The following is a 13,726-nucleotide window of genomic DNA, read 5'->3' as shown; positions in this document are numbered from 1 at the left end:
CGGGACCGTTCAGCGCAGCGGGCCGAAGACCGCCGCGGCGATCAGCGCGCCGAGCACGCCGCCGGCGACCACCTGCGGCACCGTGTGGTCCCCCAACCGCACCCGGGACCAGCCGACCAGCGCCAGCAGCGGGGCGGCGGTGACCACGCGCGTCCCGAAGGTCAGCGTCAGGATGACCAGAGCGCCGGCGGCCACCGCCGAGTGGATCGACATCTTCCACCAGTGGCTGACCGACACGGAGACCACCAGGCCGACCAGTCCGGCCACCGCCAGCGCCAGCACCGGGCGGGGTGCATCGAGCACGCTGAGCAGGGCGAGCCCCCCCGCGACCGAGCCGAGGCCGACCAGCAGCGGTGCCCGGCGCTGCTCCCGCCTGCCGATGTGATGGTCCGTCAACCGGCCACGGCGTACCCCACCGACGATGTAGGCGAACGGGATGCCGGTGACGAAGACCGTGGCGAGCAGACCCCAGACGAGCCCCTGGCCGGGGCGGCTCGCGCTGTGCCAGCTCACCGTGAGGATGAGCAACGACACGAGCACGGCCGGTGCGGTCACCTCGGTGACCAGCCGGGCGACTCGCTGCCCCGGGCCGGGTCGGGTGGTGACCGGGCGGAGTTCCGCACCGCCGCCCACGCCACCCCCTCCGGTACGTTCCTACCGTCGAACGCCGCCGGCACCGGATGGGCCGCGCCTGTTCGTCACCGTACCGCCGGGGGCACCGCGGAGTGTGTCGGTCGGGCCAGCGGCACCGGGCTGAACGTGGGAGTCGCGGAAGCGGTCGGCGACGGCACTGCCGGGCCGGGGCGGCTGGTCGGTGCGGCAGTGGCCGCGGATGGCGCGGGTGTGGTGGACGGCGGCGCGGGCGTCGTGGGCGGCCCGGACCGGGTGCTGGTCGGCACGGCGGTGGCGGTCGAAGGGTGCGTCGGCGTGGCGGTCGGACCCAGCGTGGGCGTCGGGTCGAACGTGGGGGTCGGGTCGAACGTGGGCGTCGGGTCCAACGTCAGGGTCGGGGTCGGGGTCGGGTCAGGTCCGGTGGAGCCGCTCGGGTCCGGGTCCGGCGGGTCGGTCGGGTGGGGGTCTGACGAACCGGTGGGGTCAGGGTCGGTCGGGTCCGGGTCGGGTGAACCGGTCGGGCCGGGGTCGGTCGGTGGCGGAGCGACCGGTGGGGGTGCGGCCGGAGAGGTGCCCCGGGTGGGTCTCGGCGCCAGCGGCCGGGGTGTCACCCGCACGGCGGGGCCCCGGTCGGCCGTGACCGGGTCTTCCGGCGAATGTCGCGGAGCGGCGGGCAGCCAGCCGCTGGTCGGGACGACGCTGGGTGTTCCGGGCGGCGGGAGCCCCGGCTGACTGGTCATCGGCGGTGGGATCAACACCGGCCCGACCGACGGGGTCGGAATGAACGGGGTGCTGCTGTCCGGCAGTGCGGTGCTGCCCGGAGTCGCCGACCCGGCGCTGATCGCGGCGAGGATCGGCATCGACGCGGTCCCGGCCAGCAGGGCGACGGTGAGCAGGTAGCCCCGGGTGGGGCCGCCGGCGCCGGGGGCGCGGTGCGCGCCGACCAGGCGGCGGTAACCGCCTGCGGACCGGTGCCGGCCGAGCGCCGGTGTGCCGGGACCGTCACCTGGCTCGTGCACCGCACACCCCTTGTCGTAGCCATCGGACGAGATGAAGAGACGCCCCGCCAAAGCTGGCAAATAAACCGATAGGCGCGATCCTGCGGGAATCAGCCTTACGCAGTCACCCTGCGTCAGCCAACCTCCACCGCGTGTCGACACGCGGGGCTGACCGAACGGTGACGAATCATCGCCGGATCACCCTGGAAACGCAGGCCGGGATGATGGCGACAAACACCGGCAAAGCATGGCCGGTCGGGATGCGGGGCGGGCGTACTGTGGGCGCGCTCACCTGCTCTGCGAATATGGAGCACGACGGCAACGCAGCCGTGACCTCCGCGCACCTCGCGGCAGGCGCGGTTGAACGCCGGCGCTCCCGATCCGGGTTCGGCCAGAACCCGGCTCACGCCGTGCGGCAACCCCCACCGGGGCTAGGCGCGGCCGCCAGGAACCGGTCCGGCAGCAGCCGGGCAGGCGCACGAGTTGCGCGGCCGGGTGACCCCCCGGTGCCGACGCAGACACGACAGGGAGAGACCGATGGCAAAGGGCGACCCCGGGGGCACCACCCGCAGCAGGCGGGCTGCACCCCGCTCCAGGAAGGGCGCGGCCGGCGACCCTGAGCTGGTGCAGCTACTCACCCCCGAAGGCGAACGGATCGACAGCGTCACCGGGCCGGACGGCACCGAGTACCGCGTCGACTTCACCGACGAGGAATATCGCGGTCTCTACCGCGATCTGGTGCTGGTCCGGAAGCTGGACGCCGAGGCGACCGCTCTCCAGCGTCAGGGCGAGCTGGGCATCTGGGCCAGCCTGCTCGGCCAGGAGGCCGCTCAGGTCGGCTCCGGGAGGGCGCTGCGCACCCAGGACATGGCCTTCCCGACCTACCGGGAGCATGGCGTCCTCTACTGCCGGGGCATCGACCCGATCATGCCGCTCGGCCTGTTCCGCGGCGTCGACCAGGGCGGCTGGGACCCCAACGAGTTCAAGTTCAACATGTACACGATCGTGATCGGGGCGCAGACCCTGCACGCCACCGGTTACGCCATGGGCATCACCATGGACGGCAAGACCGGCACCGACGACGGCGAAGCCGTGATCGCGTACTTCGGCGACGGGGCCACCAGCCAGGGCGACGTCAACGAGGCGTTCGTCTGGGCGGGCGTGTTCAACGCGCCGATGGTCTTCTTCTGCCAGAACAACCAGTACGCCATCTCCGAGCCGCTGGAGCGGCAGACCCGCATCCCGCTCTACCAGCGGGCCGCCGGCTTCGGTTTCCCGGGCGTACGGGTGGACGGCAACGACGTGCTGGCCACGTACGCGGTCACCCGCACCGCGCTGGACAACGCCCGGCACGGGCAGGGCCCGAGCCTGATCGAGGCGTACACCTACCGGATGGGCGCGCACACCACCTCCGACGACCCGACCCGCTACCGGATCGCCAGTGAGGTCGAGGCGTGGCAGGCCAAGGATCCGATCAGCCGGGTCAGGGCCTTCCTGGAGAAGCAGAAGATCGCGGACGCGGACTTCTTCGCCGAGGTCGACGAGCAGGCCCGGCGCGAGTCGGTGCACCTGCGTGAGCGGGTGCTCGCCATGCCCAACCCGGAGCCGGTGACGATGTTCGACCATGTCTACCCCAACGGATCTCCGCTGCTCGACGAGCAGCGCGCGCAGTTCAGCCGCTACATGGAGTCGTTCGAGGGGAGCGCACACTGATGGCCACGGAGACGCTCACCCTCGGCAAGGCCCTCAACACCGGCCTGCGCCGCGCCCTGGAGACCGACCCCAAGGTCATCATCATGGGCGAGGACGTCGGCAAGCTCGGCGGCGTCTTCCGGATCACCGACGGGCTCCAGAAGGACTTCGGCGACCAGCGGGTGATCGACACCCCGTTGGCCGAGTCCGGCATCATCGGCACCGCGGTCGGCCTGGCCATCCGTGGCTACCGGCCGGTCTGCGAGATCCAGTTCGACGGTTTCGTCTACCCCGCGTACGACCAGATCGTGTCGCAGGTGGCGAAGATGCACTACCGCTCGCGCGGCAAGCTCAGCATCCCCATGGTGATCCGGATTCCGTTCGGCGGCGGCATCGGCGCGGTCGAGCACCACTCCGAGTCGCCGGAGGCGTACTTCGCGCACACCGCCGGTCTCAAGGTGGTGTCCTGCGCCAACCCGCAGGACGCGTACGTGATGATCCAGCAGGCCATCGCCTCGGACGACCCGATCGTCTTCCTGGAGCCCAAGCGGCGCTACTGGGAGAAGGGTCCGGTCGACCTGGACGCGCCGCTGTCCGAGGCGTACCCCCTGCACTCGGCCCGGGTCGTGCGGCCCGGCACCGACGTCACCCTGCTGGCCTACGGGCCGATGGTGCGCACCTGCCTGGAGGCGGCGACCGCCGCCGCCGAGGACGGCCGGGAGCTGGAGGTCATCGACCTGCGCTCGCTCTCCCCGCTGGACCTGAGCGCCGCGTACGAGTCGGTGAAGCGCACCGGCCGCGCGGTAGTGGTGCACGAGGCGCCGTCGAACATCGGTCTCGGCGCCGAGTTGGCCGCCCGGATCACCGAGGAGTGCTTCTACTCCCTGGAGTCGCCCGTGCTGCGGGTGACCGGCTTCGACACCCCCTACCCGGCCGCCCGGGTGGAGGAGGAATATCTGCCCGACCTCGACCGGGTGCTCGACGCCGTCGACCGCACCTTCGGCTGGTGAGCGACATGTCCCGGATCAAGACGTTCAACCTGCCCGACCTGGGCGAGGGCCTGACCGAGGGCGAGATCCTGTCCTGGCTGGTCAAGGTCGGCGACACCATCGAGCTGAACCAGCCGATCGTCGAGGTGGAGACGGCCAAGGCGGCGGTGGAGATTCCGGCGAAGTGGGCCGGACAGGTGCAGACGATCTTCCACCCGGAGGGCACCACGGTGGAGGTCGGTGCGCCGATCATCGCGATCGACACCGACCCGGGTGCCGGTCCGCTGGAGGCCCCGTCGACCACGGCCACCTCCAGCGGCGACCTACCCACCCCGTCGGCGGCTTCGCTGGCGGCGGTGGAGGTGGCGCCGGCCGAGGGCATGGTGGAGCCCGGCCTGATCGGCGGTCCGGCCCCTGGTGGGCGGACCGCGGTGCTGGTCGGCTACGGCCCGCGTACCACGACCGCGAAGCGCCGCCCACGCAAGAACACCGCCCCCGCAGCCCCCGCACCGCCCCCCGCGGCCCCCGCGCCGGCCCCCGCGCCGGTCGATCATGGAGTTGTGGCGGGTGACAAACCTGCTCCAACCCGGGCAACTCCGGCACCACAAGTCCATGATCGACCCGGAGCGGCGGGCGTGCTCGCCAAGCCGCCGGTGCGCAAGCTCGCCAAGGATCTCGGGGTCGACCTGGCTGCCCTGACCGGTTCGGGCCCGCTGGGCTCGATCACCCGCGAGGACGTGCAGCGGGCGGCGAGCGGCGCCACCGTGGTGGCCGAGCCGATCACGGCGACGGCGACGAGCGCCGCGAGCTTCGGCGCGGACCGCGAGCAGCGCATCCCGGTCAAGGGGGTACGCAAGCTCACCGCCGAGAACATGTCGCGCTCGGCGTTCACCGCTCCGCACGTGACGGAGTTCCTGACCGTCGACGTGACCCGGGCGATGAAGGCTCTGGAGCGGCTGCGCAACCGACGGGAGTGGCGTGACGTACGGGTCTCGCCGCTGCTGCTGGTGGCGAAGGCCGTGCTGCTGGCGGTGCAGCGGCACCCGATGGTCAACTCGACCTGGGCCGGCGACGAGATCGTGGTCAAGGAGTACGTCAACCTCGGTATCGCGGCAGCCACCGAGCGTGGCCTGATCGTGCCGAACGTCAAGGACGCCGGCCGACTTTCGCTGCGGGAGTTGGCGGACTCGCTGACCGACCTGGTGCAGACGGCCAAGTCCGGCCGCACCTCGCCGGCGGACATGTCCGGTGGCACGTTGACCATCACCAACGTCGGCGTGTTCGGGGTGGACACCGGCACGCCGATCCTGCCGCCGGGTGAGTCCGCGATCCTGGCCTTCGGTGCGGTGCGGGAGATGCCCTGGGTGCACAAGGGCAAGGTCAAGGTACGTCAGGTGACCACGCTGGGGCTGAGCTTCGACCACCGGATCATCGACGGTGAGCTCGGCTCGAAGTTCCTGCGCGACATCGGCGACTTCCTCGCCGATCCGGAGGCGGCGCTGCTCGCCTGGACCTGATCGTTCGTAACACCAGCCACGGCCGGTGTGCCACGGGTTAACACCCGGCACACCGGCCGTGTCGTTTGGGCGACGAAACCGTCAGCCAGACAGCTTGTTGACCTTTGATTGTTAGGCAAGTGTCCCAGCTCACCTAATAATCGATGGAAGTTCGCCGGCTTCTGCTGTTGAATAGATGCATCAGGGGCTGACAACCGAATAGCTAGGGGGACCCACCAATGAGCATGATCGAGCGAATCCGCAACCACCGCGACGCCAGCCGCCGCGCCCGTGCCATCGAGCACGCGCTGCGCTCGGCGAACTCGCCGGCAGTTCGCGAGGAGATCCTCGTCATCGCCCAGCGTCACATGAGCTGACGCTCCACGACATTCCGCACCTCCTCCAGATCGATGGCCCACCCGGCCCGCCGGGTGGGCCATCGGCGTTTCCCACCACCCACCACCGGGATTCCGCCCTGCCGCAGCGCCCGGTACGGTGGGCTTCGGTCGCCGCCCGCCGACCCGGCAGAGGCCGAGCTGACAGAAGCTGCTCGACACCGACCGGCCACGCGCAGTGACGACCAGTGCTCCTTGGACGCGCCGTGCCGCTACCCGATACCGTGCGGGGAGCCGGCACAGCGGTACGCCGGTGACGCCGGCAGCCACGCCGAGGAGACCGATCGGCACCGGCGAGCCGACATGTGATGGAGGAGGCGCACCCATGACGTCCGAGGGCCCGCACCGTCCCGGCCAAGAGCCGGACGAGGTGTCACCGGGCGCCGGCGGACCGGCGCCGTACGGCGACCGCCCGGCGCAGCCGGACAACGGCCACAACGCCGCTGGCCCCGACCTGGGCTGGGCGCCCCCGCCGCCGACACGGCCCAACCCGTCGACGCCGGCCTGGGCGACCCAACCTGAGCAGCCGCCCGCCCCCGCCTGGGGTGCTGCCCCGCAACCCAACGACCCGGCGCAGCCCGCCTGGGCCGCCGGCGGTGGCACGAGCGAGCCACCGCAGCAGCAGCCCGGCAGCTGGCCCGGCAACGATGGCGCACCGGCCCCGGCCCAGCCTGGCCCGTGGGCCGCCCAGCAGCAGGGCTGGACGCCGGCCGAGCAGAGCGCACCGGCACCCAACTGGACCTCGAGCGCCCCTGAGCAGCCCGAGTGGGCGCAGGCCCAGCCAGCCGCGAGAGGTGCCGCGCAGGTGCCCCCGGCCACCGCTGCCTGGCCTGCCCAGGACGACCCGGCCCAGTCCGGCGGCTGGGGTGGCGCCGCACAGGCCAAGCCGCCCGCTGGTGACTGGCGCGGGGCCGAGCCGCAGCATCCCGAGCCGCCGCAGGCCGGTGGTTGGTCCGGCAGTACCCAGCAGGACGACGCGCCCGGCAACGGCGGCTGGCCCGCCAGTGCCGCCGCGCGCGCCGAGCAGCCGGTGTGGACGCCGGCCGAACAGTCACCGCCGACCTGGGGCCAGCCCGCCGAGCCGACGGAGCAGCCCGCCCCCGCGTGGGGACAGGCCGCCCAGCCGAACGCCGCCCGCGGGGCAGCCCAGGTGCCGGGGCCGAACCGGCCCGGCCAGGACGACCCGGCGCAGTCCGGCGGGTGGGCCGCACAGCAGCAGGCGCAGCCCGCAGCCTGGAATGACGGCGGCGACGCACGACAGGACCAGCCCGCGCAGCCCGCCGCCTGGCAGGGCGCCGAGGGCCGCCCGCAGCAGCCCGACTGGGTGCTCTCACCCCAGGACCAGCCGACCGATCGGCCGGAGCCGTCGGGGTGGACCCCGCCGGAGCAGAGCGGCCTCCCCGCTCGCGCCAGCGCCAGCGTGCCCGGCAACGACGGCACGCCCGGCTGGCCTGCCAACCCGGACAACGCGCCACCGCACACCCCCGCCGTGCCGGAGGCCGAACCGTGGGCACCCGGTGAGGTGTGGGGTCGCGCCGAGGCGGAGGCTTCCGCCCAGTCCCGCGGTGGCTGGGAAGCGAACCGCGGCGACGAGGCACCCGCCTACCAGCCCGGGCCCGCGCCGGGCATCTCGCCGGCAAACGCGGTGCCGCTGCCGCCGCAGGAGCAGCGCGTGCCGGGCGCCAGCCTGGCTGCCCTCCCGCCGGCCGACTACGCGGCACCCCAGGCCCAGTTCACCCCGAGCCCCGAGCCGCACGCGTACGCCGAGCGGGAGGCACCGGAGACCGCCGCACAGTACGAGGCGGAACCGGCCGGCTGGGGCCGCGCCGAGGACGCTTCCGTGAGTGGTGCGGTGGTGCCTGCCCCGCGTACCTCTCCGGAGTCCGGGGCAGGCCGTGCCGTCGTACCGACGTCGGAGGCCGAATCGGCAGCCGGCGCGGTCGCCCGGGCCACGGCGAGCGCCTCGGTGCCGCTGGCCAGCCGTGTGATGCCCCCGACCGACCAGGCCGTTCGACCGTCCGGCACGGCCTCGCCACAACCTCGGGTGTACGGCCGCCCGGCTCGGCCCGAGCCGGAGAACGAGCCGGAGCCGGAGGCGTTCCAGGCCGACCCGCCAGCCGAACGGCAGGCCGCACCGGAGTGGCAGAACGACTCGCCACGCCCGGTCGTGCCCGACTGGCAGCACGACTCGCAGCGGCCGGCCGCGCCAGAGTGGCAGAACGACTCGCAACGCCCGGTCGTGCCCGACTGGCAGGACGACTCGCAGCGGCAGGCCGGCCCCGGCTGGGGCGGCGAGCCCGCAGCCGATCCGCGCTTCGACGACCGGCAGCAGCCCGCACCGAACGCGTTCGGTGAGGCGCCGCCGGCGTTCCCGCCCGGTGTGCCGTCCTTCGTCGACAGCCCCGGCAACAGCCGGCCGGTCAACGGCAACCGACCGCACGCCGGTGCCGAACGCCCGGCCGACCAGTTCGGCGGCCCCGGGTCGCCGGCCGCCGGCGCCGCCGCGGTCAACGGAACCACCGCCTTCGGCGGGCCGGACTTCGGTGGACCGAACTCCGGTGGCTTCGGCGGGCCGGGCTTCGGTGCCGGGCCGGCAACCGAGCCGGTGCCGGGCGGCAACTTCCCGCCATCGTTCCCGCCTGCCCAGCAGCCCCCGTCGTCCTGGGACCAGGAAGCCGGCCAGTCGGACCAGGGTCGGTTCGACGCGTTCAAGCCGGACGTCGACGACCCGAAGGTCGAGCCGCCGACCCCGAAGGTACGCAACGGTCGGGTGCTGGCCGCGGTGCTGATCGCCGCGGTGCTGATCCTGGCGGTGCCGCTCGGCCTGTTGCTGCTGCTCGGCAAGGTTGGCAAGGACGACGCGCCGGCCTTCGACCCGGCCGTCGGCACCTGCGTGAAGCAGTCCGGTCAGGGTGGCGCTTCGGCAGCGGACTGCGGCGAGGCGGACGCTTTCACGATCGTGTCGAAGGTGGACGCGAAGGAGAAGTGCACCGACCCGACGCAGCCGCACGTGGTGCTGCCGGGTGACGGCACCAACCGGGTGCTCTGCCTCAAGCCGGCCACGAAGTAACTCCACCGACGGCGGGGGCACGGGCGACCGTACCCTCGCCGTCGTCGTACCCGGCGCGTCAACTCCTTGATCGTTGGCAGCTGGGCAACTCGACACGCTGAGCACCGCACTGCTGAGCCGCCACCGATCGCCGCGGCCGGACGTCTCGACACCTGTTGTCGTCCGGGTCACGGCGATCCTGCCTGTGGCGCGTGGCAGGCTGAGGGCATGGGAACGACAGCGCGTGTACGGGCACCGGAACTGCGGGGTCGGCAGTGGCTCAACACCGGCGGCCGGAATCTGACCTTGCAGGACCTTCGCGGCAAGATCGTGATTGCGGACTTCTGGACCTTCTGCTGTATCAACTGCCTGCACGTCCTCGACGAGCTGCGCCCGCTGGAAGAGAAGTACGGCGACGTGCTCGTCGTGATCGGTGTGCACTCGCCGAAGTTCGAGCACGAGAAGGACCCCGACGCGCTCGCCGCCGCCGTCGAGCGCTACGGGGTGCACCACCCCGTACTCGACGATCCCGAGATGGACATGTGGCAGCAGTACGCGGCTCGGGCCTGGCCGACGCTGTCGGTGATCGACCCCGAGGGGTACGTCGTCGCCACCATGGCCGGCGAGGGGCACGCCGAAGGGCTGGCCCGGTTGATCGACGAGCTGATCGCCACCCACGAGGCCAAGGGCACCCTGCACCGGGGCGACGGGCCGTACGTTCCGCCCCCGGCGCCGGAGACCGCGCTGCGCTTCCCGGGCAAGGCGACGCAGTTGCCGAGCGGCAACCTGCTGGTGTCGGACTCGGCCCGGCACTCCCTGGTCGAGGTGGCTCCGGACGGCGAGACGCCGGTGCGCCGGATCGGCTCGGGCGAGCGGGGCCGCGCCGATGGACCGGCTGCCGCGGCGACGTTCTCCGAACCGCAGGGGGTGTGCCTGCTACCCACGCATGTCGCCGAGATCGCCGGCTACGACCTCGTGGTGGCCGACACGGTCAACCACCTGCTGCGCGGCGTACGGCTGGAGTCCGGCGAGGTGGTGACCGCGGCCGGCAGTGGCCGGCAGTGGCGTGCCGAGGTCGACGACCACGCCCACGACGCGCTCTCCGTGGATCTCTCGTCGCCGTGGGACCTGGCCTGGTACGACGACAAGCTGATCGTCGCGATGGCTGGCATCCACCAGCTCTGGTGGTTCGACCCGATCAAGCGGACCGCCGGCATGTACGCGGGGACCACCGTGGAGGCGCTGCGCGACGGCCCGCTGGCCGAGGCGTGGATGGCGCAGCCGTCCGGGCTCTCCGTCTCCGCCGACGGCAGCCGGCTCTGGGTCGCCGACAGCGAGACCAGCGCCATCCGCTACGTGGAGAACGGTGTGCTGGGCACCGCCGTCGGGCAGGGCCTGTTCGACTTCGGGCATGTCGACGGCCCGGCGGAGTCGGCGTTGCTCCAGCATCCGCTGGGTGTGTGCGCGCTGCCGGACGGCTCGGTGCTGATCGCGGACACGTACAACGGGGCGGTGCGCCGCTTCGACCCGGACAGCAACCAGGTCTCCACCGTCGCCGACGGGTTGGCGGAGCCCAGCGACCTGGTGCTCACCCCGACCGGTGAGGTGCTGGTGGTGGAGTCGGCCGCGCACCGGCTGACCCGGCTCGCTCCGGGTGCCCTGTCGGCTGCGGGTGCCAGCACTGTGGACGGGCCCCGGCACCGCACCGAACGCAAGCCGACCGACGTCTCGGCCGGTGAGGTCACCCTGGACATCGTCTTCAGCCCGGCGCCGGGGCAGAAGCTGGACGAGACGTACGGGCCGTCGACCCGGTTGGTGGTCTCCGCGTCTCCGCCGGAGCTGCTCGTGGAGGGTGCCGGCGCAGGCACCGAGCTGTCCCGTCGACTGGTGCTGAACGGCGAGGTCACCGCCGGGGTGTTGCAGGTGACCGCCCAGGCGGCGACCTGTGACGCGGACGTCGAACACGCGGCGTGCCACCTGACCCGGCAGGACTGGGGCGTACCGGTCCGGGTGGTCGACGGCGCGGTGACCCGGCTCCCGCTGGTGCTCCGCGGCCTGGACGCCTAGCCGCCCGGCCCGCCGCCCAGCTGAAAGGAAGGGCCCCTTGTTATCGGATTTCGCATAACAAGGGGCCCTTCCTTTCACGCGAACGGTGCCAGGGACACGTCGGCGTCGATCAGGGTGGCGCGGACCAGTTCGGCGGCGGAGACCGCACCCGGGGTGTCGCCGTGCAGGCAGATCGAGTCGACCGAGCAGGGGATGACGGTGCCGTCGACCGCCACCACGCTCCGTTCGACGGCCATCCGCACCGCCCGTTCGGCCACCTGCTCCGGGTCGGTGATTACCGCGCCGGGGGTGCCTCGGGGCACCAGCGCCCCGTTGGGCAGGTACGCGCGGTCGGCGAAGGCCTCGGCGACGACCGGGAGGCCCGCGCCGACGGCGAGCTGGGCGAGCGTCGAGCCGGGTAGGCAGAGCACTGGCAACTCGGGGTCGTAGCCGGTGACCGCGGCGACCACCGCCGCCGCCTGGGACTCGTCGGTGCTGGTCGCGTGGTACAGCGCCCCGTGCGGCTTGAGGTAACGGACCCGGGTGCCGAACAGCCGGCAGAACGCGTTCAGCGCCCCGAGTTGGTAGGTCACCTCGTCACGTAGCTCGGCGAAGTCGTACGCGATGCTCCGCCGGCCGAAGCCGGCCAGGTCCCGGTAGCCGACCTGCGCGCCCACCGCGACCCCGCGCCGCGCGGCGCCTTCGCAGACCCGTCGCATGGTGGACGGGTCGCCGCCGTGGAAGCCGCAGGCGACGTTGGCGGAGGTGACGAGGCTCAGCAGCGCCTCGTCGTCGCCGAGTCGCCAGATGCCGAATCCCTCGCCCAGGTCAGCGTTGAGGTCCATGGAATCTGACGGTAGTCCCTGGCCGGGCCTGCGCGAGCGGGGTCACGTCGGTGACCACCCCGATGACGGGGTATCCGCCGGTGGTCGGGTGGTCCGCCAGGAAGATCAGGGGCTGTCCGTCCGCGGGCACCTGTACCGCGCCGAGCACGATGCCCTCGCTGGGCAGTTCGCCGGCGACCGAGCGGGGCAGCGGCGCGCCGGCGAGTCGCGCGCCGACCCGGTTGCTCACCGGGCTGATGGTGTACGCGGTGCCGAACAGCAGGTCGAGCGCGGTCGGCGTGAACCAGTCGTCGCGGGGGCCGAGGCGCAGTGTCAACCGCAGCTCGGGCAGGGGCGTGGGGCACACGGTCAGGTCCACCGGCGCGGGTGCGCCGAGCGGGTCGCCGAGCGGCAGCCGGTCGCCGTCGCGCAGCGGGGGCGGGCCGAGCCCGGAGAGAGTGTCGGTGGCTCGACTGCCGAGCACCGGCGACACGTCGATGCCACCGGCCACCGCCAACCAGCTCCGTACGCCCTGTCGGGCGGGGCCGATCCGCAGCACCGTCCCGGCCGGCACTGTGAGTGGGCGCCCGGTGTCGGCGGGCCGTGTGCCCGCCTGGACCGTGACCTCGGCGCCGGTGAGCGCCACCGTGGTGGCCCGGGTCAGCCGCAGCGTGCAACCGGTCAGGGTGATCTCCAGCCCGGCGGCGTGCTCGGGGTTGCCGACCAGCCGATTGGCCAGCCGCAGGGCCGCCGGGTCGAGGGCACCGGAACGGGGTACGCCCAGGTGCGCCCAGCCCGGCCGACCGAGGTCCTGCACGGTGGTGAGCGCGCCGGCGCGCAGCACCTCGATGGTGGCCTGTTTGGTCACGTCGCCACCATCCGGACCGAGGTGCCCGGGCCGAGCCGGGCCGGCGGATCGGCGTGCACGTCGAAGAGGACCAGGTCGGTGTGGCCGACCAGGTGCCAGCCACCGGGGGACGCGCCCGGGTAGATGCCGGCGTACGGGCCGGCGAGGGCGACCGAGCCGGCCGGCACCCGGGGGCGGGGTGTGGCCAGTCGGGGCAGCGCCAGCTCGGCGGGCAGCCCGGTCAGGTAGGGGAAGCCGGGGGCGAAGCCGCAGAACGCGACCCGGAACCGGGTGCCGGTCAGCCGGCGCAGCACGGCGGGCACGTCCACGTTCCAGTGCTCCGCCACCACCGGCAGGTCCGGTCCGTCGAAGGAGACCGGGACGACGACTTCCCTAGCGTCGCGTCCGGTGGTTGTGGCGAGAGCGTCCAGGTCGGCGGGTGCGGCGGCAGCGTCCTCGTCGGCGGCTGCGGCGACAGCGTCCGGGTCGGCGGCTGTGGGGTCGACGTCGGCTGTGGGGGAGCGGATTGTCGCGGCGACGACGGCGGGCGCCCATCGGGTCAACTGTTCGGCAGTGGCGGTCGGGTCGGGCAGACCGTCGAGCAGGACGGTGCTGGCCGCCGGCACGATCTCGACGGCGAGCAGGTCGCCCTGCTCCCGACGGCGCCACAGCTCGGCCCGCCACGCTTCGACCAGGTCGACCTCGGGCACGTCGTCGCCGGTGGTGCAGTCGAGCAACAGGGCGTTCACCCCGACGGGCCGGATCCGCATCGGCTCAT

11 protein-coding genes are annotated in these 13,726 nt (G+C 73.0%); 6 read left to right on the top strand and 5 right to left on the bottom strand.

Annotated elements, in window-relative coordinates; all coding sequences use genetic code 11:
• Positions 1–9: 9 nt before the first annotated feature.
• The gene (locus O7614_RS02070) at positions 10–633 is read right to left on the bottom strand and encodes a phosphatase PAP2 family protein (RefSeq protein ID WP_278136808.1); all 624 of its coding nucleotides are present in this window, start codon (positions 631–633) and stop codon (positions 10–12) included.
• A gap of 65 nt (positions 634–698) precedes the next feature.
• Positions 699–1,631 carry a hypothetical protein gene (locus O7614_RS02065; RefSeq protein ID WP_278136807.1) on the bottom strand — a complete coding sequence of 311 codons (933 nt, stop codon included), beginning with the start codon at positions 1,629–1,631 and terminating at the stop codon, positions 699–701.
• Positions 1,632–2,147: 516 nt separating this feature from the next.
• On the opposite strand from O7614_RS02065, the gene pdhA reads away from it, so the two are divergent.
• The 6 genes from pdhA to O7614_RS02035 all read left to right on the top strand — a co-directional run bounded on the left by pdhA (position 2,148) and on the right by O7614_RS02035 (position 11,298).
• Positions 2,148–3,323: a pyruvate dehydrogenase (acetyl-transferring) E1 component subunit alpha gene (gene pdhA, locus O7614_RS02060; protein WP_278136806.1), complete on the top strand. Its 1,176-nt coding sequence runs from the start codon at positions 2,148–2,150 to the stop codon at positions 3,321–3,323.
• Entirely contained in the window at positions 3,323–4,312 is a 990-nt protein-coding gene (locus tag O7614_RS02055; protein ID WP_278136805.1) for an alpha-ketoacid dehydrogenase subunit beta, read from the top strand. Before pdhA ends, O7614_RS02055 begins: the two co-directional genes overlap by 1 nt.
• Positions 4,313–4,317: 5 nt before the next feature.
• Positions 4,318–5,808 carry a dihydrolipoamide acetyltransferase family protein gene (locus O7614_RS02050; protein ID WP_278142114.1) on the top strand — a complete coding sequence of 497 codons (1,491 nt, stop codon included), beginning with the start codon at positions 4,318–4,320 and terminating at the stop codon, positions 5,806–5,808.
• A 218-nt stretch (positions 5,809–6,026) separates the two neighbouring features.
• Complete coding sequence (locus O7614_RS02045; RefSeq protein WP_278136804.1) at positions 6,027–6,164, top strand: hypothetical protein; 138 nt, start codon at positions 6,027–6,029, stop codon at positions 6,162–6,164.
• Positions 6,165–6,507: 343 nt separating this feature from the next.
• Positions 6,508–9,252, top strand: coding sequence for a hypothetical protein (locus O7614_RS02040; protein ID WP_278136803.1), 2,745 nt, complete (start codon positions 6,508–6,510; stop codon positions 9,250–9,252).
• Between the two features lie 207 nt (positions 9,253–9,459).
• Positions 9,460–11,298, top strand: a complete 1,839-nt coding sequence (locus O7614_RS02035; RefSeq protein ID WP_278136802.1) for an NHL domain-containing thioredoxin family protein — start codon at positions 9,460–9,462, stop codon at positions 11,296–11,298.
• 74 nt (positions 11,299–11,372) lie between these two features.
• On the opposite strand, the gene O7614_RS02030 is transcribed toward O7614_RS02035, so the two are convergent.
• Genes O7614_RS02030 through O7614_RS02020 form a run of 3 tightly spaced genes read right to left on the bottom strand, consistent with a single transcriptional unit; the run spans position 11,373 to position 13,718 of the window.
• Positions 11,373–12,122: a 5-oxoprolinase subunit PxpA gene (locus O7614_RS02030; RefSeq protein WP_278136801.1), complete on the bottom strand. Its 750-nt coding sequence runs from the start codon at positions 12,120–12,122 to the stop codon at positions 11,373–11,375.
• Positions 12,106–12,969, bottom strand: coding sequence for a biotin-dependent carboxyltransferase family protein (locus O7614_RS02025; RefSeq protein WP_278136800.1), 864 nt, complete (start codon positions 12,967–12,969; stop codon positions 12,106–12,108). The genes O7614_RS02030 and O7614_RS02025 overlap by 17 nt, the downstream gene beginning before the upstream one ends.
• On the bottom strand, positions 12,966–13,718 hold the full coding sequence (locus O7614_RS02020; RefSeq protein WP_278136799.1) for an allophanate hydrolase subunit 1: 753 nt from the start codon (positions 13,716–13,718) through the stop codon (positions 12,966–12,968). The genes O7614_RS02025 and O7614_RS02020 overlap by 4 nt, the downstream gene beginning before the upstream one ends.
• Between the last annotated feature and the right edge of the window lie 8 nt (positions 13,719–13,726).

Origin of the sequence: Micromonospora sp. WMMD961 (assembly GCF_029626145.1) — a bacterium.
Classification (GTDB): domain Bacteria; phylum Actinomycetota; class Actinomycetes; order Mycobacteriales; family Micromonosporaceae; genus Micromonospora.
Note: the sequence above shows the minus strand (reverse complement) of the source record. Positions and strands in the feature narration are given on the sequence as shown.